The sequence below is a fragment of the Pseudomonas sp. KH_046_1 genome, assembly GCF_057839025.1.
On the sequence record NZ_CM174481.1, the window covers coordinates 733,202 to 758,556 of the forward strand.

Genomic DNA, 25,355 nt, shown 5'->3' on the forward strand with positions numbered 1-25,355 from the left:
ACGTTTTTCAGGTTGTCCGTCGGAAGCGCGATCTCTAGCCTTTGTCTGTCGCTGCAAAATCAGTGATCGGGTTTGGTCGCCCGGGTTTAGAATGGCGCACAGTGCCGCGCGAGCGGCATTTTTGTGCTTGCTTAATGGCGAGCTGTGCGTGGGAGGGCCTAGGCCCTGCCGGGTTTCCATTCCCTGGTCGACCAACCTGCGTACGGTTCGCCACCCTTCTGCTTGGTCGCAGTGATGGCGAACTCCAAATTCAAGAATGGAGCTTCACCATGTTCAAACCCACCCCAAATCCCCCCGAAACCGACGACGTTTCCCCCTATCAATCCCCCCACTCAAACAAACTCCACGAAGCCGCCGACCGCGCCCTCGATCACTATCTCAATCCACCCAGGCAATCTGTCACCCACAAGCCCAGCACGATGTTCGTCATTGCCCCTGGCATCGACACCGAAACCCTGCTGGCCCACGCCTGTGAATCACTGGCGTCGGCGAGTGTGATGGCGAGTGATTTCGCGGGGTTTCTGGAAGGCTCGCAGCGCAATACGATGCTGGGGATTGCGCAGGTGATCATGCTGGGTGAGCTGGCGGTGAACCGGGCGTTGGACAATCTCGATCCGCAAGACTGACTACGCAGCTTTTGTGGCGAGGGAGCAAGCTCCCTCGCCACAGATCAGGATCAGGCAACCGGCCGCCAGTGCCCGACCATATGCTCCAGATCCTGGGCACCCACCAACTGAAAATCCCCGCTCGGCCCTGGCGCACTGGCCAGCAACGTCACTTCACTGGGCAACCGTACCGGCTTCTTGAACTGCACCGCGATCTCGACATTCGCCACAGGCAGATGCCCGGCCAGCGCAGCCACCGTGCGCGCCTTGTTCCACAGGCCATGGGCGATGGCGGTCGGGAAACCGAAGAGCCGGGCGCTGGCCGCGCTGAGGTGAATCGGGTTGTAGTCGCCGGACACCTTGGCGTATTGCCGGCCGATGTCCGAGGGCGCTTTCCAGTGCTCGACTTCGCTCAGGGCCAGGCTCGATTCCAGGTTCTCTTCGAGCGGTTCGCTCTCGAGTTTGACGCCGCGGCAGAGCATTCGGCTTTCTGCTTCCCACAACGGTCCCAACTGATCGTCGAGGGTGGTCAGCAGATCGAACGTCGCGCCTTTGGCGTGGGGTTGCAGGTTCTGCACTTGCACGCTGACGCGCACCCGACTCACCCCGCCCAAGGGGCGTAGTACGCGAATGCGATTGCTCAGGTGAATCAGGCCCAGCAGCGGGAAGGGGAAGTCCCTGGCCGTGAGCAATTGCATCTGCAAGGCAAACCCGAGGATGTGCGGGTAAGTCGGCGGCAGCAGGCCGTTGTCGGCGAAACCACAGACCTTGCGATAGGCCGCCAAGCGCTTGGGATCGACTTCGACCCAGCAACGCAAACCCGAGTCGGGCAGGCGGCTGCCAGTGATTTTTCGCCGTGTCGCCGCGCGTGCGTACAACCCCGTCAGGCTGGGTTCACGGTTGAGTGTGTGCCAGTCAGTGATCATGCCTAAGCCCCCAGAGCGTTTTGCCCACACACGCGCAACGCTTGCCCGGTGAACGCGCCGGTGCCCGGTTGCGCGAGCCAGGCCACGGCTTCGGCGACGTCCTGCGGCAGGCCGCCCTGGCCGAGGGAGCTCATGCGGCGTCCGGCTTCGCGCAGGCCGAAGGGGATGTGCGCGGTCATCTGCGTTTCGATGAAGCCCGGCGCCACGGCGTTGATGCTGATGCCGCGCTCGTGGAGCAGCGGCGCCCAGGCTTGCGCGAGGCCAATGAGCCCGGCCTTGCTCGCCGCGTAATTGGTTTGCCCGCGATTGCCGGCGATGCCGCTGATGGACGCCAGCAGGATCACCCGGCCGTTGTCGTGCAGGGTGCCGCTGTCGAGCAGGGCTTTGGTCAGCACTTGCGGCGCGTTGAGGTTGACCGCCAGCACCGCGTCCCAGAATTCCGGGGTCATGTTGGCCAGGGTTTTATCCCGGGTGATGCCGGCGTTGTGCACCACGATGTCGAGGCCGTTGGGCAACTGTTCGACCAACTGCGCGGCGGCGTCTTCGGTGCAGATGTCGAGGGTGATGCTGCGCCCGCCGAGGCGCGCGGCGAGGGCTTCGAGATCGGTTTTGGCCGGGGGCACGTCGAGCAGGATGACGTCGGCACCATCACGAGCCAGGGTTTCGGCGATGGCGGCACCGATACCGCGTGCTGCGCCGGTGACCAGTGCCTTGCGCCCGGCGAGCGGGCGCGTCCAGTCGGCGACTGGCGTCGCGCACGGATTCAAGCGAATGACCTGCCCGGACACGAAGGCGCTTTTGGGCGAGAGGAAAAACCGCAGCGGGCCTTCCAGCTGCGCCTCGGCCCCTTCGCCGACGTAGATCAATTGCAGGGTGCCACCGCTGCGCAACTCCTTTGCCAGCGAACGGCTGAAACCTTCCAGGGCACGCTGCGCACTGGCGGCGAACGGGTCGCGCAGGGTTTGTGGATCGCGTCCGAGAATCACCAGGTGCGCACAGTGGTCGAGGTTCTTCATCAGCGGCTGGAAAAACTCGCGCAATTGCTTGAGCTGATCGGTGTGCAGCAGGTCACTGGCGTCGAACACCACGGCCTGGAGTTTCGGTCCGTGGCCGGGAATCCAGGCCGTGGCCATCGAAGGCTCGGTGCCGTAGCTGTATATCGCGTCGGTCAGGCGGTTGGCGAAGGCGCTGACGTGTTCGGTCAATGTCCCGCCGCCGATCAGCAGAGCGCCTTCTACAGGTCGCAGCCGGCCTGCTTGCCAGCGCTCCAGTCTGCTCGGCACCGGCAGCCCCAGGGCGCCGACCAGGCGATGGCCAATGGACGAATTGGCGAAGTCGATATAGCGGTCAGACATGGAACGCGCTCCGAAAGCAGGGGATCAAAGTGTGGACCACGAATGGCGATCAGTCGTTCGATCCACGAGATAAGGCCTACGCTTGGTTACATTGTAGGAGCGAGCTTGCTCGCGATGGCGGTGTATCAGCCAACATCGATGTTGCATGTGCTGATCTCTTCGCGAGCAGGCTCGCTCCCACAGGGGTTAGTGTTTACATCAGGTCTTTTGTCAGGAGCTCTTCATGACCCAACTGCGCCGCGTCGCGATCATCGGCGGTAACCGAATTCCCTTCGCCCGCTCCAACGGCCCCTACGCCACGGCCAGTAACCAGGTGATGCTCACCGCCGCCCTCGAGGGCCTGATCGAACGTTACAACCTGCACGGCCAGCGCATCGGCGAAGTGGTCGCCGGGGCGGTGCTCAAGTTGTCGCGGGACATGAACCTCACACGCGAGTGCGTACTGGGGTCGCGACTGTCGCCCGCCACTCCGGCCTATGACATCCAGCAGGCGTGCGGCACCGGGCTGGAGGCGGCGTTGCTGGTGGCGAACAAGATTGCCCTGGGGCAAATCGACTGCGGCATCGCCGGTGGCGTGGATACCACCTCGGATGCGCCGATCAGTGTCAGCGAGGGCCTGCGCAAAATCCTCCTGCAAGCCAACCGCGCGAAAACCACCGGCGACAAACTGAAAACCTTCCTGCAATTGCGTCCCAAACATCTGATTCCCGAATTCCCGCGCAACGGCGAGCCGCGTACCGGGTTGTCCATGGGCCAGCATTGCGAGCTGATGGCCCTGACCTGGAACATCCCTCGTGAAGCACAGGATCAATTGGCGCTAGAGAGCCATCAGAAACTGGCCGCGTCTTACGCCGAGGGCTGGCACAACGATCTGATGACGCCGTTCCTGGGCCTGACCCGCGACAACAACCTGCGCCCGGACTCCACGCTGGAAAAGCTCGCCGCGCTCAAGCCGGCCTATGAAAAAAGCGCCAAGGGCACCCTGACCGCCGGCAACTCCACACCGCTGACCGATGGCGCGTCACTGGTGCTGCTGGGCAGCGAGGAGTGGGCCAAGGCACGCGGGTTACCGATTCTGGCCTACTGGCGTGACGGCGAGGCGGCGGCGGTGGATTTCGTCAATGGCGCCGAAGGGTTGTTGATGGCACCGGTCTACGCCGTGCCGCGGTTGCTGGCGCGAAACGGCCTGACCTTGCAGGACTTCGACTACTACGAAATCCACGAAGCCTTCGCCGCGCAAGTGCTGTGCACCTTGAAGGCCTGGGAAGATCCGGAGTACTGCAAAACCCGTCTCGGGCTCGATGCGCCGTTGGGCTCGATCGACCGCAGCAGGCTCAACGTCAAGGGCAGCTCATTGGCGGCGGGGCATCCCTTTGCCGCCACGGGCGGGCGCATCGTCGCCAACCTGGCGAAGTTGCTGGATGGGGCGGGCAAGGGGCGGGGACTGATTTCGATCTGTGCGGCGGGCGGGCAGGGTGTGACCGCCATTATCGAACGTTGAACAATCGCAACTGTGGGAGCGAGCCTGCTCGCGAAAGCGGTGTCTCATCCGACATGGATGTTGACTGACACGGCCAATTCGCGAGCAGGCTCGCTCCCACAGGGTTTAGTGGTGAGGTTGCGAATCAGGTACGGAACCTGCGCACCAACCCGTCCAGCTCATTCGACAACCCGGCCAGGCTCTGGGAATCCAGGCGCGCCGAGTTGGCCAGTTCCGCCACCAACTGCGCATCGCCATGGATCTGGCTGATGTGCCGGTTGATGTCTTCGGCCACCTGATGCTGTTGTTCCGCCGCCGTGGCGATCTGGGTGTTCATGTCGCGGATCACGTCCACCGACTCGCGGATCTGCCCGAAGCTGTTGCGCGCCTCGCCGATGCGCGTCACCGATTGCTGGGACACTTCCAGGCTGGCGTGCATCTGTTGGGTCACCTGGCTGGTGCGTTTGGCCAGGTTGCCCAGCAGTCCGTCGATTTCCGCCGTGGAGTCGGCCGTGCGCTTGGCCAGGGCCCGCACTTCGTCAGCCACCACGGCAAAGCCGCGCCCCTGTTCACCGGCCCGGGCCGCTTCGATCGCGGCGTTCAGCGCCAGCAGGTTGGTCTGTTCGGCGATCGAGCGGATGGTCCCCAGGATCGACTGAATGTCGTTGCTGTCGCGTTCGAGCTGTTGCATCGACTGGGCCGACTGTTCGATTTCCTGGCTCAGGCGATCCACGCTGTTCACCGCCGCATCGATCTGCTGCTGACCTTCGCGCGCCTGGCGCTGGCCACTGTCGGCAGACTCCGCCGCCTGGCTGCAAGAGCGCGCGACTTCGTTGGCGGTGGCGACCATTTCGTGGAACGCCGTGGAGACCATGTCTACTGCCTCACGCTGGCGTCCGGCGGCTTCGGCCATGTCGCTGGAGACCTGGGTCGAACTCTTGGACGTGGCGAGGATCTTGCCCGCCGCGCCGCCGATGTTCTGGATCAGGTTGCGAATCGCGGTCAGGAACTGGTTGAACCAGTTGGCCAGTTGCGCGGTTTCATCGTTGCCACGGATTTGCAGGTTCTGGGTCAGGTCGCCTTCGCCTTGGGCGATGCCTTCCAGGCCGCTGGCCACGCTGCGGATCGGGCGCACGATGAGGCTGGCAAAACTGGCGCCGACGATGGCGAAGATCACGGCCAGGACGGCGGCGATGATGGCGATCAACCAGGTCAGCTGGGTCGCGGAGCTCATCACGTCGTCCTGTTTGATCAGGCCGATGAAGGTCCAGCCCAGTTGCTCCGACGGCCAGACGTTGGCCATGTAGTGCTCGCCGTTCAACTCCACTTCCACCAGGCCCTTGCCGGCCTTGGCCAGTTGCGCGTAGCCGTCGCCAAGGCTGTTCAGCGGTTTGAAGTTGTGTTCCGGTTGTTTCGGGTCCACCAGGACCATGCCGGTGTTTTCCAGCAGCATCAGGTAGCCGGTTTCACCGAGCTTGATCTGTTTGACGATTTCGGTGAGCTGCTTGAGCGTCACATCGATGCTGACCACACCGCCGTTGGTACCCAGCTTGTTGTCGATGGTGCGCACGGTGCTGACGTAGGTCGCGTCGTCCTGGGCCCAGTAGTAGGCCTCGGTGCGGAACGGCTTGCCCGGTTTGGCCTGGGCCGCCTTGTACCAGGGGCGCTGGCGCGGGTCGTAGTTATTCAGCTTCGGATCATCCGGCCACGACACGTAGCCGCCCGCCGCCGTGCCGAGGATGGCATATGCGTAGGCCGGGTGGCTGTTGCCCAGGTCCTGGAGCAGGGCGAAGACTTTTTTGTCAGCCTCGCCCTGGGGGACGCTCTCGGCGTTGGCGCTCATGTAGGTCTTGAGGCTGTCGTCGGAGTTTCGGATCAGCGGCTGTTTGGCCAGGTAATCGACGTTCTGGCTGATGCCGTCAAAGAACAATTGCATGGCGTTGCTGACCTGACGAATCTCGCGGGCACTGCCGTCGATGAATTCGTCCCTGGCATCACTGCGCAGGTTCAGCACAACGAGGGTGGCGACCAGCACCACGGGCAGGCAGGCGATGATTGCAAACGCCCAGGTCAACTTCTGTTTGATGTTCATCCGCGCTCCAGATTTTCTTGTAGGCCCACGCAGTGCAGATGACTCGCGGTTTTATTGGCAGCCGTAAACGTTCTTGGTCAACCCGGGTCCTTGAGTGCGGCATCGCTATTATTGGGGGAGCGATTGTCGGACAAATCACTTTGTCACTTAAGGCTTCGGCTGTTGTTGGAGGAAATTGAGGTCTGTTGGGAAAAATCCTACGGAAGGCATGAGCTGTGGTGTCAGCTTCTGTCGCAATTGCTCTCAATGCCCCTGCACAACAAGTGACGCAGGCTCGGCTATGATCTGGAACGACCATGGCGGTCGTCGGTTTTACTTGATGAAATCGGCACATTGTGTGCTTCTGCAATGTTCATAAGTCGGCAACCCCTCCCCCCGGTGAGTGGATTGCCGTATAACGAATGACTTTCGCGTGTTTGGTAATAAAGGACCCACAATAAAAGCTGATGAAGACTCCAAAACGCATTGAACCCCTGATCGAGGACGGTCTGGTCGACGAGGTGCTGCGCCCACTCATGAGTGGTAAAGAAGCAGCTGTTTATGTGGTGCGCTGCGGCAACGAGTTGCGTTGCGCGAAGGTCTACAAGGAGGCGAATAAACGCAGTTTCCGTCAGGCGGCCGAGTACCAGGAAGGCCGCAAGGTACGCAACAGCCGTCAGGCCCGTGCGATGGCCAAGGGCTCCAAGTTTGGCCGCAAGGAAACCGAGGACGCCTGGCAGAACGCCGAAGTGGCGGCGCTGTTCCGTCTGGCCAATGCCGGTGTGCGGGTGCCCAAGCCGTTCGACTTCCTCGAAGGCGTGCTGCTCATGGAGCTGGTGGCCGACGAGTACGGTGATGCCGCGCCACGCCTGAACGATGTGGTGCTGGAGCCGGACCAGGCCCGGGAGTATCACGCGTATCTGATTTCCCAGATCGTGCTGATGCTGTGTACCGGTCTGGTGCACGGCGACTTGTCCGAGTTCAACGTGCTGCTGACGCCGACCGGCCCGGTCATCATCGACCTGCCGCAGGCGGTGGACGCGGCGGGCAACAACCACGCGTTCAGCATGCTGGAGCGGGATGTGGGCAACATGGCGTCCTACTTCGGGCGGTTTGCGCCGGAGTTGAAGAAGACCAAGTACGCCAAGGAAATGTGGGCCTTGTACGAGGCTGGCACCTTGCACCCGGCCAGTGTCCTGACCGGCGAGTTCGCCGACACGGAAGAGTTGGCCGACGTGGGCGGAATCATGCGCGAGATCGAGGCCGCGCGCCTGGATGAAGAGCGCAAGCAAGCCGTACGTGCGGCGGACGATGCTCCGCCGGGCAAGACCGAAGAACCGCCTCCACCGTGGATGCAGTGATCGGTTAAAGAAAAACCCGGCTTTGGCCGGGTTTTTTGTGCGCAACACAAATCCAGTGTGGGAGCGAGCCTGCTCGCGAAGACGTCGGTACATCCGACATCAAGGTGACAGATACACCGCTTTCGCGAGCAGGCTCGCTCCCACAGGGATCAGGCTTGAGTCGGAGTGGCACAACACCCCGACTCCAGATTCTTAAGAATCGGGCAATCCGGGCGATGATCGCCCTGACAGTGCTCAACCAGGTCCTGCAAGGTGTCGCGCAACTGGCCAAGTTCACGGATCTTCTGGTTCAACTCATCGATGTGCTGGCGGGCCAGGGCTTTCACATCGGCGCTGGCGCGTTGGCGGTCTTGCCAGAGGGTCAGCAACTTGCCGACTTCTTCCAGGGAAAACCCCAGGTCCCGCGAGCGCTTGATGAACGCCAGGGTGTGCAGGTCGTCATCGCCGTATACCCGGTAGCCGCTGTCGGTGCGATGGGCCGCCTTGAGCAGGCCGATGGATTCGTAATAACGGATCATCTTTGCGCTCAGGCCGCTGTGGCGGGCCGCTTGGCCGATGTTCATCGGTTGTCCTCCAGGTCCTTGGGTTTCCAGGTTTTCAACAATAGCGCATTGCTCACCACGCTGACGCTCGACAACGCCATCGCCGCACCGGCCAGCACTGGATTGAGGAAGCCGAACGCCGCCAGCGGAATGCCGATCAGGTTATAGACGAAGGCCCAGAACAGGTTCTGCCGAATCTTGGCGTAGGTCTTGCGACTGATCTCCAGCGCGGCCGGTACCAGTCGCGGATCGCCGCGCATCAGGGTGATACCGGCCGCGTGCATGGCGACGTCGGTGCCGCCCCCCATGGCGATGCCGATGTCGGCGGCGGCCAGTGCCGGGGCGTCGTTGATGCCGTCGCCGACCATCGCCACCACACCGGTTTGTTTCAGTGCGGCGACCGTGGCAGCTTTGTCTGCCGGCAGCACTTCGGCATGCACATCGTGGATGCCCAGCGCCTCGGCGACCACCTTGGCGCTGCCGCGATTGTCGCCGGTCAGCAGGTGGCTGCTGATGTTCCTTGCGCTGAGTTGTTGCACCGCTTGCAGCGCGCCGGGCTTGAGGGTGTCACCAAAGGCGAACAGGCCCAGCACCTGTGGTTCTGGGGATTGCTCGATCAGCCAGGACAAGGTCCGGCCTTCTTTTTCCCACGCTTTTGCCGAGTCGGCCAACGGCCCGGCATTCAAGCCGCTGTCCTCCAGCAGGCGACGGTTGCCCAGTGCCAGGCGACGCCCTTCGAGGTTGCCGGCGATGCCGCGACCAGTCAGGGATTGGCTGTCGCTGACATCGGCCACCTTCAATCCACGCTCGGCACAGGCATCCAGAACAGCCTTGGCCAGCGGGTGCTCACTGCCGCGTTGCAGGGCGCCGGCCAATTGCAGCAGGCTCGCCTCATCACCGTCGATGGCACTCAGATGCGCAATGCGCGGGGCGCCGGAGGTCAGGGTGCCGGTCTTGTCGAACACTACCGCGCTGACTTCATGGGCACGCTCCAGTGCTTCGGCGTCCTTGATCAGAATCCCGTACCGTGCCGCCACGCCGGTGCCGGCCATGATCGCCGTCGGCGTGGCCAGGCCCAGGGCGCACGGGCAGGCGATCACCAGCACCGCCACGGCGTTGATCAGCGCGGTTTCCATCGGCGCGCCATACAGCCACCAACCGATCAGGGTGGCCAGGGCAATCAGCAGCACGGTGGGCACGAACACCTGGCTGACTTTATCCACCAGTTTCTGGATCGGCGCTTTTGCGGCCTGGGCGTCTTCCACCAAGCGGATGATCCGCGCCAGCACGGTTTCCGCACCGAGGGCCTGGGTACGCACCAGCAACCGGCCTTCACCGTTGATCGCGCCACCGGTGACTTTGTCGCCGGGCTGCTTGGGCACCGGCAGGCTCTCGCCGCTGATCAGGGCTTCGTCGGCATGGCTCTGGCCTTCAACCACTTCGCCGTCCACCGGGAAGCGTTCGCCGGGTTTGACCATCACCAGGTCATTGAGGCGCAGGGCGCTGATGGCGACGTCTTGCTCGTGGCCATCGATCACCCGGATCGCCCGTTCCGGGCGCAAGGCTTCGAGGGCACGGATGGCGCTGGCGGTCTGGCGCTTGGCGCGGCTTTCCAGGTACTTGCCCAGCAGCACCAGGGCAATCACCACCGCCGAGGCTTCGAAATACAGATGCGGCATGCGCCCGGCGGCGGTGGCCCATTCGTACAGGCTCAAGCCATACCCGGCGCTGGTGCCCAGGGCGACCAGCAGGTCCATGTTGCCGGCTCCGGCGCGCACGGCTTTCCAGGCGGCGACGTAAAACCGTGCACCGAAGATGAATTGCACCGGCGTGGCCAAGGCGAATTGCACCCAGGCCGGGAGCATCCAGTGCACGCCGAATGGCTGCAGCAGCATCGGCAATACCAGCGGCAAGGCGAGGGCAATGGCGATGATCAAGGCCAGGCGTTCGCGATGCAGGCGCTGTTGCTGATTATCGGTTGTCGGGTGTTCGGCTTCCCATATGGTGGCGCTGTAGCCAGCCTTGGCCACCGCGGTGATCAAGGTTTGCGGATCGATCTGGCCGAGCAGTTCAAGGTGGGCGCGTTCGTTGGCCAGGTTGACGCTGACACTTTTCACTCCGGCAACCTTGCCCAGCGCACGTTCGACGCGACCGACGCAGGATGCGCAGGTCATGCCGTCGATGCTCAATTCCAGGCTCTGCTGCGGCACGCTGTAGCCGGCCTTGGCCACGGCATCCATCAGGGCCGGCAGGCTGTCGCTGGGTGCCTGGACCCGCGCCTGTTCAGTGGCGAGGTTGACGCTGACGGCACTGGCGCCAATGACTTTGCTCAAGGCGCGCTCGACCCGTCCGGCGCAACTGGCGCAGGTCATGCCGGCAATCGGCAGGTCGAACGTGGTGGATTCGGACATCGGTCGCACTCCCTGTAGTAGATGACCACAGGATCAACCTTGCCATGCTGGCAAGGTCAAGTGCCATGTTTCAGATCAAGTAACCCATCAGTAACCAAGACCGGCGCGCTTGAGGTACATCCCTTCCTGCGTCATCGCGATCCGGTACTTGAGCACATCCCCGGCCTTGAGCTGGATATCCTGCGAGCCCGGCGCGAGCATGCCCGGATTGCAACCCGGGACCTGGCCCGGCAGCAGTTTCAGACGTAGCGATACAATGCCCGGCGGCAGGTTGAACGAGGTGCTCTGTTCTTGAAACAGACGCGCTGCCAGTTGATCCTGGATGTACACACCGATCTCGCAGCTGGTCGCGACTTCCAGGCGCTCGCGGGAAATGATCAGCACGCCATAATCCTGACCGGCAGCATTGACCGAAGGCACGGTGGCGAAAAGGCTGAGAAAGCCAAACAGGCTGAAAACTGACCAGCGCATGGCTGAATCTCCTGAGTTCGAGTCATTGATGGACGCAGCTTGGCCGAGCGTCGCACCGATTGCCAGCCCGGCAGTTAACGTCAGAACTTGACCTTGCCATGGTGGCAAGCTCGAAACTGGGTTCAACCCTCGGAAAAGGAGTCATCCCATGCAAGTGTTCAACGTTGAAGGCATGTCTTGTGGCCACTGCGTCAAGGCCATCACTCAGGCGGTCCAGGCCAAAGACCCCGCAGCCAGTGTGCGGGTCGATCTGGCGGCCAGGGAGGTCGGTGTCGAAAGTGCGCTGACCGCCCAGCAAGTGATCGAGGCGATCAGCGAAGAGGGCTACGGCGTCAAACTGGCCTGAATTTGATAGTTAGCGAGCTACCGGAATGTTCAAGGCGTCCATGCGCGGCTAGACTGTCGGGCTGCCGACTACTGCCCCACTGGATGCCTGATGAACTTTCGTACCATTCTGATTCTTGGCGCCTTGAGCGCTTTCGGTCCGCTGGCGATCGATTTCTACTTGCCGGCCTTCCCGGCCATGGCTCTGGCTTTCGGGACGGACGAAAATCACGTTCAGATGACGTTGGCGGTGTACTTCCTCGGCTTGTCCATCGGTCAGTTGGCCTATGGCCCGGTGGCGGATCGTTTCGGGCGACGCATTCCATTGCTCATCGGAGTCGGCCTGTTCACCGCTGCATCCGTGGCGTGCGCCTATGCGCCGAACCTGGAATGGCTGATCGGCGCGCGTTTCATCCAGGCGTTGGGCGGCTGCGCGGGGATGGTGATTTCCCGGGCGGTGGTCAGCGACAAGTGTGATGCGGTGGGCTCGGCGAAAGTCTTTTCGCAGCTGATGCTGGTGATGGGGCTTGCCCCCATTCTCGCGCCATTGCTGGGTGGGTTGTTGGTCAACACCACAGGCTGGCAGTCGATCTTCCTGGCCTTGACCGGTTTCAGTGCGCTGGCGGGGCTGGCGGTTGCGATGGGATTACCGGAAAGCATGCCGGCCCACATGCCGCGTCAACCGCTGTCGGGTGCGCTGCGTCAGTACGGCCGATTGCTGGCCGACCCGATATTTCTTGGCCATGCCTTGACCGGGGGCATCGCCATCGCCGGGATGTTTGCCTACATCGCCGGTTCACCCTTCATCATCATCAAGCTCTACGGCGTTGCGGCCGAGCATTTCGGCTGGCTGTTCGGCATCAATGCGGCGGGCTTCATTCTGGTGGCGCAGGTCAACGCGCGGTTACTGGCCAAGCGTGGCCCGACGTTCTTGCTGGCGCGCGCGGTGTGGGTCTATCTGGCGGCCGGCTTGGCCCTGCTCGCTGTCAGCTCTCTGCACCCGGCACAACTGTGGCCGCTGCTGATTCCATTGTTCATCTGTATCGCCAGCCTCGGTTGCATCAGCCCCAACGCGGCGGCTTGTGCGATGAACGGGCAGGGCGCACGGGCCGGCAGCGCGTCGGCGCTGCTCGGTTGTCTGCAATTCAGCGTGGCTGCCGGCGCCTCTGCGCTGGTGGGCGTGCTGCACGACGGCAGCGCCGTGCCGATGGCCATGGTCATCAGCCTGTGTGGAATTCTGGTGGTGAGCGCAGCGGTGCTCACCCGGCGTTTGCAAAATGCCCGGGCGCTGGCGCAAGCCCAGGTTTGAGGCCGGAGTCAGCCGGCTGCACGCTGCGCAAGGAGGACGGGAATCTGGTGAGGGGCCTGGATACGGGCTTCAAGGGTACGCGTGAAAGCGCGAGCTTCTGCTTCGCTGCGGAACGTCACAGCATGTTGGTCAAGGCGGACTTGCCACTGGGATTTTGCCAGTTCTTTTATCAGGATCTTCATAGCTGATCACCTCTCGTAAAAGACGTTACGCAAAAGAATACCTCGCAGGAGATTCGATTGTAGTCCCGTATACGCTCACCATTGTGACAAGGATCAACTGTCGGACTGACGGTTTGTAACTAAAAAAAACGCGACTTTTCGAGGGTGCCCACAGAGGCTGTCTGCGACCGGGATTGCCCGGTCGCAGTCGGAAAACAGCAGAAGGCGATGAAATCAGCGGCGGTTTTTTTCAGCGCTTCAGAACCCTTCCAGCACAATCTTGCCCTTGGCTTTGCCACTCTCCAGCAGGGCATGGGCACGGCGTAAGTTGGCCGCATTGATTGTGCCGAAGTGTTCGCCCACCGTGGTTTTCAGGGTCCCGGCATCGATCAGCCAGGCGACGCGATTGAGCAGGTTGTGCTGCTCGATCATGTCCGCGGTTTCAAACAGCGAACGGGTGTACATGAATTCCCAGTGCAGTGACAGGCTCTTGCGCTTGAGCTTGGTCACATCCAGCGACTTGGGGTCATCGATCAGCGCCAGTTTGCCTTGGGGTGCCAATGCCTCGACCAATTGGTCCAGGTGCTGGTCGGTTTGCGTCAGGCTGGCGACGTGGGTGACCTGATCCACGCCGGCACGCTTGAGTGCTTCGCTCAGTGGCTGGCTATGGTCGATCACCAGATCGGCGCCCAGTTCCTTCACCCAGCTTTGGGTCTGCGCACGCGAAGCGCTGCCGATGACTTTCAGGGCCGTCAGTTGGTGAGCGAGCTGCGTAAGCATCGAGCCCACGCCACCCGCCGCGCCGACGATCAACAGGCTCTGGCCTTCGTCGGTTTTGCCTTCGCGCACTTGCAGGCGCTCGAACAACAGCTCCCACGCCGTGATCGCGGTGAGGGGCAGGGCAGCGGCCTCGGCGAAACCCAGGGTCTTTGGCATGTGGCCGACGATGCGCTCGTCCACCACATGCAACTCGCTGTTGCCGCCCGCACGCGCGATGGAGCCGGCGTAATACACCTTGTCGCCGGCCTGGAACAGTGTCACCTCACTGCCCACCGCCTTGACCACACCGGCCACATCCCAACCCAACACCTTGGCCGCACCACCTTCGGGCTGGACGTTCTGGCGCACCTTGGTGTCTACCGGGTTGACCGAGATGGCTTTGACTTCCACCAGCAAGTCGCGGGGACCGGCAACCGGGTCCGGCAATTCGATGTCTTGCAGAGCCTTGTCGTCACTGATCGGCAACGAGGCGTAGTAGGCAATGGCTTTCATGGGCGGCTCCGGAACACTAATAAAGAATAGATTCGATGAGGCAGATGATTGGCTATTTCTCCTGAAGATAAAACCGGCTAAAAGAGCAGTCTCTTTCAATATTTTTTTGATAATCGGTGCTCTGATGCTGCGTTTCGATGACTTGCAGTTGTTTGTCCGGGCGGCGGACCTTGGCAGTCTGTCCGCCGCCGCACGGGGCATGGACATGTCGGCGGCGGTGGCCAGTGCGGCGCTCAAGCGCATCGAACAGCAACTCGGCGCCCGTTTACTGGCCCGTTCGACCCGCAGCCTGCGCCTGACCGCCGAAGGCGAGGGCTTTCTCGAGTACGCCCGCGCGGCCCTGAGCAATCTCGACGAGGGCCGGCGATTGCTGGCCAGTGGTCAGGACCAGGTCAGCGGGGTGCTGCAACTGTCGGCGCCATCGGACTTTGGCCGCAACCTGCTGCTGCCCTGGCTCGATGAGTTTCAACGCGAGCACCCGAAACTCACCGTGCGCCTGCTGCTGGGGGACCGCATCGCCGATCTGTTTCGTCAACCGGTAGACATTGCCCTGCGCTACGGTGAACCGGAGGACTCCAGCCTGGTGGCGCTGCCCATCGCCCCGCAGAACCGCCGGGTGCTGTGCGCCGCTCCCGGCTATCTGGCCCGGCATGGCGAGCCGCGGCATCTGGAGCAACTGGCACAGCACAATTGCCTGTTGTACATGCTCGGCAGCCGGGTTCACGATCACTGGAGTTTTCACGACGGCAAACGCGAAGTCAGCCTGACCGTCAGCGGCGATCGTTTCAGTGACGATGCCGATGTCGTGCGCCTTTGGGCCGTGGCAGGAGCCGGGATCGCTTACAAGTCCTGGCTCGATGTGGCCGCCGATGTACTGGCCGGCCGCTTGAAGGTGCTGATGCCCGAGCTGCTCTGTGAGCGCGCACCGTTGAATCTGCTGTGCGCCCATCGCGCACAATTGAGTAAGCCGGTGAACCTGTTGCGTCAAATGCTTGCCAGACGATGCGCCCTTTTGAGCAGTCAATTTCCAGGTTTTGCGGAAATCGATCATTAGTCGCCCAAAAAAAGAGAAATTTCCCTCAGGAACGATCACCACCTACGCCGGGCGGAGGAAAGGATCCGCCGACCAACCCGAATATACTAACGCCCTCATCATATACGTAGCGTCGATCCCCCAATGGCGGGTCCACGTACGAGTCGGCCCGGCTGCACGGTCAACCTTCTGGCCTTCGCAGCATCGGCCAGGCAGCGCTAATGAGTGAGCAAGGCGTTGCCGGGCTTATGGCAGTTTCCACGGATTGGCCGACGACACATTACTGGTCAAGATTTCTCTGGGCAGTAGACGAATCGATTCAACAGGGAGTGAATACATGGAACATGCACCTTGCATCAGCCAGATCGCCACATTGCTGGCTGACCCAAAGCGCAGCGCAATGATGTGGGCCTTGATGGATGGTTCGGCGCGAACAACCGAAGAGTTGGCATTGCTGGCCAGCCTGTCACCGTCTTCGGCCAGTGCACACCTGGGACGTTTGTCCGCCGGAGGTCTGCTGAGGGTTGAAAACCGCGGCCGCAAACGCTTCTTCCGCCTGGCCGCGCCCGAGGTCGGGGCGGCAATCGAAGCACTGGCCAGCGCGACCTTCGCCAGCGCACCCCAGGATATTCCGGACGTATTCAAGCGTAATGTGCCTCTCGCCAAACCCCGGGCGGTGCGTTCGTCATTGCTGAGTGCCCGACTGTGCGACGATCACTTGGGGGGCACCCTGTCCGCCGATCTGTATCAGCGACTGCTGGAGGCAGGCTGGATCGAACACTTTGATCAGCGGGTCACGGTCACGCTCAAGGGCGCGACGGAGTTGGCGGCACGGGGCGTGTTCATCCAGGCGCTGGCCCATCACAACGGCAGGGTTGCCTGCGCGTGCCCTGACTGGAGCGAAAGACGCCCGCACTTGGGCGGCTCGCTAGGCGCGGCACTGTTGCAGCTGTTCATGCAGTCGGGGTGGCTGAGCCTGCCCAACGATTCCCGAGCCTTGCAGGTGACGGCCTCCGGGCAGCGCGAAATTCATCGCTTTGCCCAGGAAACCGAGTTGGAAATGGCGCTGTAGGAGCCGGCTTGCCGGCGATGGCGGCCTCCCAACCAGCATCAACACTGGAGGTGATGGCCTTATCGCTGGCAAGCCAGCTCCTACAAGGATTTGCGTTTGACTTTAGGGCTTCACCAACCGCGCATCGAGGCTGTTCTGCGCCAGGCGTTTGGCCTGATCCTGGGTCATGCCCAAGTGGGTGTGCAGCGCATGGAAGTTCTCGGTGACATAGCCACCGAAGTACGCCGGGTCGTCGGAGTTCACGGTCACTTTTACGCCGCGCTCCAGCATGTCGAGAATGTTGTGCTGGGACATGTGATCGAACACGCAAAGCTTGGTGTTCGACAACGGGCATACGGTCAGCGGGATCTGCTCGTCGATGATTCGCTGCATCAGGCGCTCGTCTTCGATGGCGCGCACACCATGGTCGATGCGCTGGATTTTCAGCAGGTCGATGGCTTCCCAGATGTACTCGGGCGGGCCTTCTTCACCGGCGTGGGCGACGGTCAGGAAGCCTTCGTGACGGGCACGGTCGAACACGCGCTGGAACTTGCTTGGCGGGTGCCCCATCTCGGAACTGTCCAGGCCCACGGCGACGAACGCATCGCGGAACGGCAACGCCTGGTCGAGGGTTTTCTGTGCCTGGTCTTCGCTCAGATGGCGCAGGAAGCTCAGGATCAAACCACTGGTGATGCCCAGTTGCTGCTCGCCATCCTTCAGCGCGGCGGCGATGCCGTTGAGCACCACCTCGAACGGGATGCCACGGTCGGTGTGGGTCTGCGGGTCGAAGAACGGTTCGGTGTGAATCACGTTCTGCTCTTTGCAGCGCAGCAGGTACGCCCAGGTCAGGTCATAGAAATCCTGGGACGTGCGCAGCACATCGGCACCCCGGTAATACAGGTCGAGGAACTCCTGCAGGTTGTTGAAGGCATACGCCTTGCGCAAGGTTTCGACGTCGTTCCATGGCAAGGCAATCTTGTTGCGCTCGGCCAGGGCGAACAACAGCTCGGGTTCCAGCGAGCCTTCCAGGTGCAGGTGCAACTCTGCCTTGGGCAGGGCGTTCAGCCAGTCGTACATAATTCTTTTCTCATCAGGTGCAATGGTCGCCATTCTACAGAGGGTTGCCGCAACAATTGGTAAAACCTGACCAGGCGGTTCATCACACCGCTTCCAGTCCCCGTCGGTAAGCGTAGGTATCGGCGAAGCGCGAGAGCAGGAACTCGGCGCAGGTGGTGAGCGGGTATTTCGCCGGGTGCAATGCGTCCTGACAGCCGGGCAGGCATTCGATGCGGGTATCCGGGTGCGGCTCGGCGAAGAACGGCATCGAATAACGATCCACGCCGAGCGGGCTGATCACCCGGTGCGGCGTCGACAGGTAACGGTCATTGCTCCACCGCGCCATCATGTCGCCGAGGTTGACCACGAACGTACCTTCGATCGGCGGCGCGTCGATCCATTCGCCTTTGACGTTGCGTACCTGCAAGCCACCGGCGGCGTCCTGATAGAGCAGGGTGATGCAGCCGTAGTCGGTGTGCGCCCCGGCACCTTGCTGCTCTTCGGAACTGGCGGTGTGGCGTGGCGGGTAATGGATCATCCGCAGCACGCTGACCGGGTCATTGAAGCGTGTGTCGAAGAAATCGCGCTCAATTCCCAGTGCGATGGTCATTGCCCGTAACAGCGTTTGCGCGAGGGCTTGCATGTCGACGTAGTGCTGTTCCATCAACGCTTCCCAGCCGGTCATGGACGGATGGCGATTGGGGCCGCGCAAGGGTTTTTCCGCCAGTACGTCAGGGTGCTCGGCCGGCAGGTGCAGGCCCATGTCGAAGGTTTCCTTGAGGTCGCTGGGTTTGCTTGGGTCCAATTGCTCGGTGGCAATGGCGCCGTAGCCGCGATGGTGACGGGTTTGAGTGATGTCGATCTTGAGCTTTTCGGCGGCGGGTTGGGCGAAGAAGCGCTTGGCGTGATCGAGCAGCTCGTCGATTCGCGCAGTGCTGATCGGGTGGCCCTTGATGTAGAAAAAGCCCCACTCACGGCAGGCGAGGTCGATTTGATTGGCGACAGTTTGCCAGGCGATTTGGTCGGCGCTGTAGAGCGGGGTGATGTCGATGATGGGGAGGCTGTTCATGCGCAGTCCTTAAGAACGCTGAAGATCCAATGTGGGAGCGGGCTTGCTCGCGAAAGCGGTGTGTCAGGCGACATATACATCGACTGAGATGACGCTTTCGCGAGCAAGCCCGCTCCCACAGGGTTTTGTGTTGTGGTTAAAACGTTACTTCGGAATCTCGGCCTTCATGCCTTCCACGTAGTAATTCATCGACGCCAGTTCCGCCGTGGTCGCGCTCACGCCCGCCGGAATTTTCTCGACCCCGGCCTGATCCTTGATCGGCCCGGTGAACAGTTGCAGCGCACCGCTCTTGATGTCGGCGATGAGCTGCTCGGCTTCGCTCTTCACCGACGCCGGCACCAGGTCGCTGATCGGCAGCTCAACGGTGCCTTCCTTCAAACCGCCCCAGTAGTCCTGGGGTTTCCAGTCATGGTCGATCACGCTCTGGGTTGCCTGAACGTAGTGCGGGCCCCAGTCGTTGACGATGGAGGTCAGTACCGCTTTCGGTCCGAAGTGCGCCATGTCCGAAGCGTAGCCCACGGCGTACACGCCGCGACGTTCGGCCGCCTGGATCGGCGCGGGGCTGTCGGTGTGCTGGAACACCACGTCCACGCCCTGGTCGATCAACGCGTTGGCTGCATCCGCTTCCTTGCCCGGATCGAACCATGAGTTGACCCACACTACCTTGATCTCGGTGCCGGGGTTGTACTTGTTCAGGGCCAGCTGGATGGCGTTGATGTCGCGGATCACTTCCGGGATCGGGAACGAGGCGACGTAGCCGACCTTCTTGGTCTTGGTCATCTTCGCCGCGAGGAAGCCGCCGACGTAGCGGCCCTCATACGTGCGCGCCAGGTAAGTGCCAAGGTTCTTGTCCTGCTTGTAGCCGGTGGCGTGTTCGAAGGTCACCTTGGGAAACTGTTTGGCAACTTTCACCGTCGGGTTCATGTAGCCGAAGGAGGTGGTGAAGATCAGGTCGTATTTGTCCTTGGCCATATTGCGGATCACCCGCTCGGCGTCGGCGCCTTCGGCGACGTTTTCCACGTAGTTGGTGGTGATCTGCGCGCCGAATTTTTCCGCGAGTTCCTTACGCCCCTGTTCATGCTGATACGTCCAGCCGTGGTCGCCAATCGGGCCGATATAGACGAAGCCGACTTTCAGCGGCTCGGCGGCTGCGGCGGTCAGGCTGGCGCTCAAACCGATGGCTGCCGCAACGGCGCAAAGCAGCTTCTTCAACGGACGGTTGTGCATGAATTGGAACTCCATTTTGTTGTGAGGTTGGCTGGGCTCTCTGGCTTGCACAGGGCAATGCAAATTGCTGACCAACAAGACAACAAAACATGAATCCGCGGTGATGCTATCGCGAGCAGGCTCGCGACAGGTCCTTGAAGTCCGATAACAGTGCATGTCCTTGCACAACTGCCATCCACTGGTGCGCCCATCCACAAAACCAATGTGGGAGCGGGCTTGCTCGCGAAGGCGGTGTGTCAGTCACATAAATATTGACTGATACAACGCCTTCGTCGGAACGCCGCCCGGAGCAAGCCCGCTCCCACATTTTTTACTCGGTGTTCGTCAGACCCCAGCAATCAACTGCCGCGCCGCCTGGCTGTGATCAGCAATCAACCCCTTCAGATCCAGCCCTTCGACCTGCCCATCGATCACCCGCCACTTGCCGCCGACCATCACTCGATCCGCGCGATCAGCACCGCACAGCAGCAACGCCGAGACCGGATCATGGCTGCCGGAGAAGCGCAGTTCATCGAGCTTGAACATCGCCAGGTCAGCCTGCTTGCCCACCGCCAATTCGCCGATATCGGTACGGCCCAGCAGGCTCGCCGAACCCTTGGTCGCCCAACCCAACACGCGCTCCGGGGTGATCTTCTCGGCGCCGTAGCGCAGGCGTTGGATGTACAACGCCTGACGCGCTTCGAGCATCATGTTCGAGGCATCGTTGGACGCCGAACCGTCCACGCCCAAACCAAGCAAGGCACCGGCATCGGTCAACTCGATGGTCGGGCAGATGCCCGAGGCCAGGCGCATGTTCGAACTCGGGCAATGGCAAATGCCGGTGCCGGCGCCGCCGAGGCGGGCGATTTCATCCGGGTTGAAATGGATGCCATGGGCCAGCCAGGTACGCGGACCAAGCCAGCCAACACTGTCCAGATAGTCCACGGTGCGCAGGCCGAAGCGTTGCAGGCAGAAATCTTCTTCGTCGAGGGTTTCTGCCAGGTGGGTGTGCAGGCGCACGTCGAGTTTGTTAGCCAGTTCGGCACTGGCCGACATGATTTCCGGTGTCACCGAGAACGGCGAGCAAGGTGCCAGGGCGATCTGGATTTGCGCGCCGTCACCGCGTTCGTGGTATTCGGCGATCAGCCGCTGGCTGTCGGCGAGGATCACTTCGCCTTCCTGCACGGTCTGTTGCGGCGGCAGGCCACCGTCCTTTTCACCGAGGCTCATGGAACCGCGGGTGAGCATGGCGCGCATGCCCAGCTCGCGAACGCTCTCGACCTGCACGTCGATCGCGTTTTCCAGACCTTCCGGGAACAGGTAGTGATGGTCAGCCGCGGTGGTGCAACCGGACAGCAGCAATTCAGCCAACGCGACTTTGGTGGCGAGGGCGAGTTTTTCCGGGGTCAGGCGTGCCCAGACCGGGTACAGGGTTTTCAGCCACGGGAACAGCGGCTGGTTGACCACCGGCGCCCAGGCGCGGGTCAGGGTTTGATAGAAGTGGTGATGGGTGTTGATCAGGCCCGGCAGGATCACATGCTCGCGGGCATCGAACACTTCATTGCACGGTGCGGACGGTTGTTGACCGGCGCCGAGTACTTCGACGATCAAACCGTCTTGCAGCACCAGACCGCCACGGGCATCGAGACCGTTGGAGGTGAAAATGGCGAGGGGATTTTTTAACCAGGTACGGGTCGCAGGCATGTTGGCCGGCTCCTCTGAAAGTTGGGTTCAGGGTTGCCAGCTCAGTGTTGCCCTGTCTGCTGATCCAGGTTCGCCGGGGAGGCGAGGTGCGCAGTGTCGATCAAAACGCTCTGGCGGGCAAGCCCAACCCGACCAGACGAAGAGTAACCCTGTGGGAGCGAGCCTGCTCGCGATGACGGAGTGTCAGTCGACAACATCTGTGCCTGATACACCGCCATCGCGAGCAGGCTCGCTCCCACAGGTTATGGGGTGTTACCAGGGAATGGTTTCACCCCGGTAGTTGATGAAGTGATGCCCGCCCTTGCCGACATACGCATTCACTTGATCGATCAGGCCACGGGTGCTGGTTTCCACGTCGATGTCCGCGCCTTCACCACCCATGTCGGTTTTCACCCAGCCCGGGTGCAGCGACAGCACGGTGAGCCCGGTTTCGCCCAACTGAGTGACGAAGCTGCTGGTCATGGAATTCAGTGCCGCCTTGCTGGCCTTGTACAGTGCAAGTTCTGGCGCATCGGGCATGGTCACGCTGCCCAGCACCGAACTCATGAAGGCCAGCACGCCGGTGTCCGGGCGCAGTTGCTCGACAAAACGCTGGGCCAGGTTGATCGGCGCCACGGCGTTGGTGAAAAACAGCTGACCGACTTCGGCCATTGTCGCGCCGCCGTTCGGCGTCTGGACATCCGGCCCCTTGACCCCGGCATTGACGAACAGCAGGTCAAACACGTCGCCCTTGAGTTGTTGACTCAGGGCGGACACCGCCTGCTGATCGTCCATGTCTAGTTTTTCGATCCGCACATCGCCCAGGGCCTGCAAGGCTTCGGCTTTTTGCGGATCGCGCACGGTGGCGGTGACTTGCCAGCCATCGGCCAGCAGGGTTTTCACCAGCCCGAGGCCAAGCCCCCGGGAGGCGCCGATGATGAGTGCGGTTTTTGCCTTGGACATGAGTGGCTTCCTTGAAAATTCAGAGTCGTGGATTCAATGGACACTGTTGCCCGAGCCGTTGTTGCAACTCATCGCGCAGCGCGCCGAGTTCGGCCATGCGGGCTTCGATCAGTTTGAGTTTGTCTTGCAGCAGTTGCGTGACGGCGCTGTCTGGATCGGGCGATTGCCAGATTGTAGCGACGCTGTTGCCGATCTCGCCGAGGGTAAAGCCCAGACGTTGAGCGGTCTTGATGTACTGCACCAGTTGCACCATGTCTGGCGGATAGTCGCGATACCCGTTGGCGCTGCGTTGCGCCGCGATCAACCCGCGCTGCTCGTAAAAGCGCAGCGTGTCGCGGCTGACGGCGCTGGCCTGGGCTAATTCACCGATGCGCATCATGACGTCTCGAGAGGGCTTGACCCTGGAGCATACTCCAGGCTTTAGCCTTGTTGCTCCCTGAATTGATGGAGCAATGTCGATGTGGACTACAGCGCAATATCGCCGGTTGGTGCAAGGCAGTGCCTGGTATGACCTGATCGTGACGGTCGCGTTTGTCACGCCGTGGAGTTTTGCGGCGTTGCATGGGGTTTTGACGGGGTTGAGTCAGGCGTTAAATTTGCCCGGTGAGCTGCCACCGTTCGAGCCGGTGCACATGCTGATGGCGAATCTGCTGGGGTCGATTGTCTGCATATGGTCGGTGCTGCGGATTCGTGATCCGCAGCAGGTTTATGGGCGGTATGACGCCGTGGGCAGGTTTCTGTTCTCGGCCTGGCAGGCATATGCCCTTATCCATGGCGCGAGTTCGTTGCTGGCAGTTTTTCTGGTGTTTGAATTGGCGTGGGGCGTGGCTCAGGTGTTGCCTGTTCGGACGCCTTCGCGGGCAAGCCCGCTCCCACAAGGTTCTGCTGTGTGACTTGGATTGTTGCCATGCCAGCGATCCCTGTGGGAGCGGGCTTGCTCGCGAAGAGGCCCGCCCAGACAACCACTAATGCCCAGCCTGCCACGGCTGCCCCAACGACACCGGCGCATACAACCGTGTGCGCAGCGCATCCCGTGACAGCAACACCAGCACCACAATGGTCGCGACATACGGCAACATCGCCAGCAGGTTCGACGGAATCGCCAGCCCCAACCCCTGCGCCACCAGGTGCAGGATGCTGGCGAGCCCGAACAGGTACGCGCCAAGCAGCAGGCGCCACACCCGCCAACTGGCGAACACCACCAGCGCCAAGGCAATCCAGCCGCGCCCGGCACTCATGTTTTCCGCCCACATCGGTGTGTAGGCCAGGGACAGATAAGCCCCGGCCAGCCCTGCCATCGCACCGCCGAACAACACCGCCAGGGTCCGCACCGCCAGCACCGGCAAGCCCATGGCGCTGGCCGCATCGGGGTTTTCCCCGACCGCCTGAATGATCAGCCCGACGCGGCTTTTCAGAATCACCCAGGCCACCAGCGCAAACAGCCCGAATGACAGATACACCAACAGGTCCTGGGCAAACAGCATCCGCCCGATCAACGGGATCTCACTCAGATAGGAAATCGCCATCGGCTCGAACCCCGCCAGCGGCTTGCCGACCCACGCCGCACCGACAAAGGTCGACAGGCCGACGCCGAAAATCGTCAGGGCCAGACCGGTGGCCACCTGATTGGCGTTGAACACCAACGCCACCAGGGCGAACAGCGACGACAACAGCATCCCGGCGAGCATCGCCAGCAACACGCCGAGCCACAGGTGGCCGGTGTTGAACGCGACGATGAAACCGATCACCGCGCCAAACAGCATCATGCCTTCCTGGCCCAGGTTGAGGACGCCGCTTTTCTCGCAGATCAGTTCCCCCAGCGCCACCAGCAGCAACGGCGTACCGCAGCGGACCATGGCGTAGAAAATATTGCTCAGCAGATCGATATCCATCACAGCGCTCCTGCTTGTACGGCGGTGGCTTGCGCGCGGCGGGTCCAGCGCAGGTTCAAGCGCGGTCGGTAGAGGATCAGCACATCACTGGCCAGCAGGAAAAACAGCATCATGCCCTGGAACAATTGGGTGATCGCTTGCGGCAGGTTCAGGCTCATTTGTGCGCTTTCGCCGCCGATGTACAGCAGCGCCATCAACAGGCTGGAAAACAGGATGCCGATGGGGTTAAGCCGGCCGAGAAACGCCACGGTGATTGCCGCGTAGCCGTAGCCCGGCGAGACTTGCGGCACCAGTTGGCCGATGGGACCGGTGACTTCGCACACGCCGGCCAGCCCCGCCAGACCGCCGCTGATCAACAGTGCGAGCCAGATCAGGCGCTTCTCGCGAAAGCCGACGAAACCGGCGGCACGCTTGTCCAGTCCGAGCACCTTGATCTGGAAACCGACAAAGCTTTTCTGCAACAACACCCACACGGTCACCAGCGCGAGCAGGGCGAAGTAAACCCCGGCGTGGACCCGGCCATCTTCCATCAGCAGCGGCAAGCGGCTGGCGTCACCGAACATCGCTGATTGCGGAAAATTGAAACCTTCCGGATCTTTCAGTGGGCCGTGCACGCAATACAGCAAAAGGTTCAGGGCAATGTAATTGAGCATGATGCTGGTGAGGATCTCATTGGCGTTGAAACGCGTGCGCAACCACGCCGTCAGCCCGGCCCACGCAGCTCCGGCCAAGGTGCCGGTAAGCAAGATCAGCACCAGCGCCCAGCGGCTTTGCATATCGATGATATTCACCGCCAGCGCGCTGCCGGCCAACGCACCGAGCAGCAGTTGACCTTCGGCACCGATGTTCCAGATGCGCGCCTGATAGGCGACGGCCAGGCCCAATGCGCAGAGCAGAATCGGCAGGGCTTTGACCAACAATTCGGAGACGCCATACAGGTCACTGACCGGGGCGATCAGCAAGGTGTGCAAGGTCAGCAGCGGGTCGTGCCCGAGTGCGATAAACAACAGCGATCCACAGCCCAGGGTCAGTGCAGCCGCCAGCAACGGCGAGCACCACAGCATCCGGCGCGATTGCTGGCCGCGGGGTTCAAGAGAAAGCAGCATGTGACACT

Annotated in this window: 24 protein-coding genes and 2 pseudogenes; 8 read left to right on the plus strand and 18 right to left on the minus strand. The window is 61.9% G+C overall.

Going from position 1 to position 25,355, the window contains the following annotated elements; translation table 11 throughout:
- Positions 1 to 269 precede the first annotated feature (269 nt).
- Positions 270 to 626 (plus strand): DUF6124 family protein, encoded by a 357-nt coding sequence (locus AC3IT9_RS03235; RefSeq protein ID WP_489272026.1) that lies wholly within the window; start codon positions 270 to 272, stop codon positions 624 to 626.
- Between the two features lie 50 nt (positions 627 to 676).
- On the opposite strand, the gene AC3IT9_RS03240 is transcribed toward AC3IT9_RS03235, so the two are convergent.
- The gene (locus AC3IT9_RS03240) at positions 677 to 1,531 is read right to left on the minus strand and encodes a MaoC family dehydratase (protein WP_489272028.1); all 855 of its coding nucleotides are present in this window, start codon (positions 1,529 to 1,531) and stop codon (positions 677 to 679) included.
- A 2-nt stretch (positions 1,532 to 1,533) separates the two neighbouring features.
- On the minus strand, positions 1,534 to 2,886 hold the full coding sequence (locus tag AC3IT9_RS03245) for a 3-oxoacyl-ACP reductase (protein WP_489272029.1): 1,353 nt from the start codon (positions 2,884 to 2,886) through the stop codon (positions 1,534 to 1,536).
- A gap of 223 nt (positions 2,887 to 3,109) precedes the next feature.
- On the opposite strand from AC3IT9_RS03245, the gene AC3IT9_RS03250 reads away from it, so the two are divergent.
- Positions 3,110 to 4,387, plus strand: coding sequence for an acetyl-CoA C-acetyltransferase (locus AC3IT9_RS03250; RefSeq protein ID WP_489272030.1), 1,278 nt, complete (start codon positions 3,110 to 3,112; stop codon positions 4,385 to 4,387).
- A 124-nt stretch (positions 4,388 to 4,511) separates the two neighbouring features.
- Here the strand turns inward: AC3IT9_RS03250 and AC3IT9_RS03255 are convergent, their stop codons facing one another.
- Positions 4,512 to 5,279: a methyl-accepting chemotaxis protein gene (locus AC3IT9_RS03255; protein WP_371319548.1), complete on the minus strand. Its 768-nt coding sequence runs from the start codon at positions 5,277 to 5,279 to the stop codon at positions 4,512 to 4,514.
- A gap of 90 nt (positions 5,280 to 5,369) precedes the next feature.
- Positions 5,370 to 6,458, minus strand: a pseudogene (locus tag AC3IT9_RS03260) (cache domain-containing protein); the annotation flags it as partial.
- Positions 6,459 to 6,904: 446 nt separating this feature from the next.
- Here AC3IT9_RS03260 and AC3IT9_RS03265 point away from each other — a divergent pair.
- Entirely contained in the window at positions 6,905 to 7,798 is an 894-nt protein-coding gene (locus AC3IT9_RS03265; protein WP_150727786.1) for a PA4780 family RIO1-like protein kinase, read from the plus strand.
- A gap of 149 nt (positions 7,799 to 7,947) precedes the next feature.
- Here the strand turns inward: AC3IT9_RS03265 and cueR are convergent, their stop codons facing one another.
- The 3 genes from cueR to AC3IT9_RS03280 all read right to left on the minus strand — a co-directional run bounded on the left by cueR (position 7,948) and on the right by AC3IT9_RS03280 (position 11,222).
- Entirely contained in the window at positions 7,948 to 8,361 is a 414-nt protein-coding gene (cueR, locus tag AC3IT9_RS03270; RefSeq protein WP_150727785.1) for a Cu(I)-responsive transcriptional regulator, read from the minus strand.
- The gene (locus AC3IT9_RS03275; protein ID WP_489272031.1) at positions 8,358 to 10,751 is read right to left on the minus strand and encodes a heavy metal translocating P-type ATPase; all 2,394 of its coding nucleotides are present in this window, start codon (positions 10,749 to 10,751) and stop codon (positions 8,358 to 8,360) included. Before AC3IT9_RS03275 ends, cueR begins: the two co-directional genes overlap by 4 nt.
- An 87-nt stretch (positions 10,752 to 10,838) precedes the next feature.
- Positions 10,839 to 11,222, minus strand: a complete 384-nt coding sequence (locus AC3IT9_RS03280) for a hypothetical protein (protein ID WP_150727783.1) — start codon at positions 11,220 to 11,222, stop codon at positions 10,839 to 10,841.
- Positions 11,223 to 11,370: 148 nt separating this feature from the next.
- Between AC3IT9_RS03280 and AC3IT9_RS03285 the strand changes: the two genes are divergently transcribed.
- On the plus strand, positions 11,371 to 11,568 hold the full coding sequence (locus tag AC3IT9_RS03285) for a cation transporter (RefSeq protein WP_150727782.1): 198 nt from the start codon (positions 11,371 to 11,373) through the stop codon (positions 11,566 to 11,568).
- A gap of 90 nt (positions 11,569 to 11,658) precedes the next feature.
- Complete coding sequence (locus AC3IT9_RS03290; RefSeq protein ID WP_489272032.1) at positions 11,659 to 12,855, plus strand: multidrug effflux MFS transporter; 1,197 nt, start codon at positions 11,659 to 11,661, stop codon at positions 12,853 to 12,855.
- An 8-nt stretch (positions 12,856 to 12,863) separates the two neighbouring features.
- On the opposite strand, the gene AC3IT9_RS03295 is transcribed toward AC3IT9_RS03290, so the two are convergent.
- Positions 12,864 to 13,037 (minus strand): hypothetical protein, encoded by a 174-nt coding sequence (locus tag AC3IT9_RS03295; protein ID WP_008050343.1) that lies wholly within the window; start codon positions 13,035 to 13,037, stop codon positions 12,864 to 12,866.
- A gap of 237 nt (positions 13,038 to 13,274) precedes the next feature.
- Positions 13,275 to 14,288, minus strand: coding sequence for a zinc-binding alcohol dehydrogenase family protein (locus tag AC3IT9_RS03300; protein WP_150756625.1), 1,014 nt, complete (start codon positions 14,286 to 14,288; stop codon positions 13,275 to 13,277).
- Between the two features lie 124 nt (positions 14,289 to 14,412).
- On the opposite strand from AC3IT9_RS03300, the gene AC3IT9_RS03305 reads away from it, so the two are divergent.
- Both AC3IT9_RS03305 and AC3IT9_RS03310 read left to right on the plus strand, forming a co-directional pair.
- Entirely contained in the window at positions 14,413 to 15,342 is a 930-nt protein-coding gene (locus tag AC3IT9_RS03305) for a LysR family transcriptional regulator (RefSeq protein ID WP_150756626.1), read from the plus strand.
- 316 nt (positions 15,343 to 15,658) lie between these two features.
- On the plus strand, positions 15,659 to 16,393 hold the full coding sequence (locus AC3IT9_RS03310; protein ID WP_150756627.1) for an ArsR/SmtB family transcription factor: 735 nt from the start codon (positions 15,659 to 15,661) through the stop codon (positions 16,391 to 16,393).
- Between the two features lie 102 nt (positions 16,394 to 16,495).
- Here AC3IT9_RS03310 and AC3IT9_RS03315 read toward each other — a convergent pair whose 3' ends face one another.
- From AC3IT9_RS03315 to AC3IT9_RS03345, 7 genes and pseudogenes are all read right to left on the minus strand, one after another.
- Positions 16,496 to 17,449, minus strand: coding sequence for an adenosine deaminase (locus AC3IT9_RS03315; RefSeq protein ID WP_150727777.1), 954 nt, complete (start codon positions 17,447 to 17,449; stop codon positions 16,496 to 16,498).
- 82 nt (positions 17,450 to 17,531) lie between these two features.
- Entirely contained in the window at positions 17,532 to 18,497 is a 966-nt protein-coding gene (locus tag AC3IT9_RS03320; protein WP_489272034.1) for a 2-oxoglutarate and iron-dependent oxygenase domain-containing protein, read from the minus strand.
- A gap of 32 nt (positions 18,498 to 18,529) precedes the next feature.
- Positions 18,530 to 18,616: pseudogene (locus AC3IT9_RS03325) on the minus strand (metal ABC transporter ATP-binding protein); the annotation flags it as partial.
- Between the two features lie 25 nt (positions 18,617 to 18,641).
- Entirely contained in the window at positions 18,642 to 19,724 is a 1,083-nt protein-coding gene (locus tag AC3IT9_RS03330; protein ID WP_489272035.1) for a BMP family ABC transporter substrate-binding protein, read from the minus strand.
- Between the two features lie 324 nt (positions 19,725 to 20,048).
- Positions 20,049 to 21,407 (minus strand): 8-oxoguanine deaminase, encoded by a 1,359-nt coding sequence (locus tag AC3IT9_RS03335; protein WP_489272037.1) that lies wholly within the window; start codon positions 21,405 to 21,407, stop codon positions 20,049 to 20,051.
- 252 nt (positions 21,408 to 21,659) lie between these two features.
- On the minus strand, positions 21,660 to 22,349 hold the full coding sequence (locus AC3IT9_RS03340) for an SDR family oxidoreductase (RefSeq protein ID WP_489272038.1): 690 nt from the start codon (positions 22,347 to 22,349) through the stop codon (positions 21,660 to 21,662).
- A 19-nt stretch (positions 22,350 to 22,368) separates the two neighbouring features.
- The gene (locus AC3IT9_RS03345) at positions 22,369 to 22,725 is read right to left on the minus strand and encodes a MerR family transcriptional regulator (protein ID WP_150756635.1); all 357 of its coding nucleotides are present in this window, start codon (positions 22,723 to 22,725) and stop codon (positions 22,369 to 22,371) included.
- A gap of 82 nt (positions 22,726 to 22,807) precedes the next feature.
- Between AC3IT9_RS03345 and AC3IT9_RS03350 the strand changes: the two genes are divergently transcribed.
- Positions 22,808 to 23,242, plus strand: coding sequence for a hypothetical protein (locus AC3IT9_RS03350; RefSeq protein ID WP_150727771.1), 435 nt, complete (start codon positions 22,808 to 22,810; stop codon positions 23,240 to 23,242).
- 72 nt (positions 23,243 to 23,314) lie between these two features.
- Here the strand turns inward: AC3IT9_RS03350 and AC3IT9_RS03355 are convergent, their stop codons facing one another.
- Positions 23,315 to 24,241, minus strand: coding sequence for an ABC transporter permease (locus AC3IT9_RS03355; protein ID WP_489272039.1), 927 nt, complete (start codon positions 24,239 to 24,241; stop codon positions 23,315 to 23,317).
- Positions 24,241 to 25,347, minus strand: a complete 1,107-nt coding sequence (locus AC3IT9_RS03360; protein ID WP_489272040.1) for an ABC transporter permease — start codon at positions 25,345 to 25,347, stop codon at positions 24,241 to 24,243. Before AC3IT9_RS03360 ends, AC3IT9_RS03355 begins: the two co-directional genes overlap by 1 nt.
- Between the last annotated feature and the right edge of the window lie 8 nt (positions 25,348 to 25,355).

Excerpts from the sequence above, each read along its gene's own strand:
- AC3IT9_RS03320 (WP_489272034.1), bottom strand. The coding sequence starts at position 18,497 with ATGAACAGCCTCCCCATCATCGACATCACCCCGCTCTACAGCGCCGAC.
- AC3IT9_RS03340 (WP_489272038.1), bottom strand. The coding sequence starts at position 22,349 with ATGTCCAAGGCAAAAACCGCACTCATCATCGGCGCCTCCCGGGGGCTT.
- AC3IT9_RS03275 (WP_489272031.1), bottom strand. The coding sequence starts at position 10,751 with ATGTCCGAATCCACCACGTTCGACCTGCCGATTGCCGGCATGACCTGC.
- AC3IT9_RS03315 (WP_150727777.1), bottom strand. The coding sequence starts at position 17,449 with ATGTACGACTGGCTGAACGCCCTGCCCAAGGCAGAGTTGCACCTGCAC.
- cueR (WP_150727785.1), bottom strand. The coding sequence starts at position 8,361 with ATGAACATCGGCCAAGCGGCCCGCCACAGCGGCCTGAGCGCAAAGATG.
- AC3IT9_RS03300 (WP_150756625.1), bottom strand. The coding sequence starts at position 14,288 with ATGAAAGCCATTGCCTACTACGCCTCGTTGCCGATCAGTGACGACAAG.
- AC3IT9_RS03295 (WP_008050343.1), bottom strand. The coding sequence starts at position 13,037 with ATGAAGATCCTGATAAAAGAACTGGCAAAATCCCAGTGGCAAGTCCGC.
- AC3IT9_RS03250 (WP_489272030.1), top strand. The coding sequence starts at position 3,110 with ATGACCCAACTGCGCCGCGTCGCGATCATCGGCGGTAACCGAATTCCC.
- AC3IT9_RS03235 (WP_489272026.1), top strand. The coding sequence starts at position 270 with ATGTTCAAACCCACCCCAAATCCCCCCGAAACCGACGACGTTTCCCCC.
- AC3IT9_RS03330 (WP_489272035.1), bottom strand. The coding sequence starts at position 19,724 with ATGCACAACCGTCCGTTGAAGAAGCTGCTTTGCGCCGTTGCGGCAGCC.
- AC3IT9_RS03255 (WP_371319548.1), bottom strand. The coding sequence starts at position 5,279 with ATGGCCGAAGCCGCCGGACGCCAGCGTGAGGCAGTAGACATGGTCTCC.
- AC3IT9_RS03355 (WP_489272039.1), bottom strand. The coding sequence starts at position 24,241 with ATGGATATCGATCTGCTGAGCAATATTTTCTACGCCATGGTCCGCTGC.
- AC3IT9_RS03245 (WP_489272029.1), bottom strand. The coding sequence starts at position 2,886 with ATGTCTGACCGCTATATCGACTTCGCCAATTCGTCCATTGGCCATCGC.
- AC3IT9_RS03360 (WP_489272040.1), bottom strand. The coding sequence starts at position 25,347 with ATGCTGCTTTCTCTTGAACCCCGCGGCCAGCAATCGCGCCGGATGCTG.
- AC3IT9_RS03345 (WP_150756635.1), bottom strand. The coding sequence starts at position 22,725 with ATGCGCATCGGTGAATTAGCCCAGGCCAGCGCCGTCAGCCGCGACACG.
- AC3IT9_RS03285 (WP_150727782.1), top strand. The coding sequence starts at position 11,371 with ATGCAAGTGTTCAACGTTGAAGGCATGTCTTGTGGCCACTGCGTCAAG.
- AC3IT9_RS03290 (WP_489272032.1), top strand. The coding sequence starts at position 11,659 with ATGAACTTTCGTACCATTCTGATTCTTGGCGCCTTGAGCGCTTTCGGT.
- AC3IT9_RS03240 (WP_489272028.1), bottom strand. The coding sequence starts at position 1,531 with ATGATCACTGACTGGCACACACTCAACCGTGAACCCAGCCTGACGGGG.
- AC3IT9_RS03350 (WP_150727771.1), top strand. The coding sequence starts at position 22,808 with ATGTGGACTACAGCGCAATATCGCCGGTTGGTGCAAGGCAGTGCCTGG.
- AC3IT9_RS03265 (WP_150727786.1), top strand. The coding sequence starts at position 6,905 with ATGAAGACTCCAAAACGCATTGAACCCCTGATCGAGGACGGTCTGGTC.
- AC3IT9_RS03310 (WP_150756627.1), top strand. The coding sequence starts at position 15,659 with ATGGAACATGCACCTTGCATCAGCCAGATCGCCACATTGCTGGCTGAC.
- AC3IT9_RS03305 (WP_150756626.1), top strand. The coding sequence starts at position 14,413 with ATGCTGCGTTTCGATGACTTGCAGTTGTTTGTCCGGGCGGCGGACCTT.
- AC3IT9_RS03280 (WP_150727783.1), bottom strand. The coding sequence starts at position 11,222 with ATGCGCTGGTCAGTTTTCAGCCTGTTTGGCTTTCTCAGCCTTTTCGCC.
- AC3IT9_RS03335 (WP_489272037.1), bottom strand. The coding sequence starts at position 21,407 with ATGCCTGCGACCCGTACCTGGTTAAAAAATCCCCTCGCCATTTTCACC.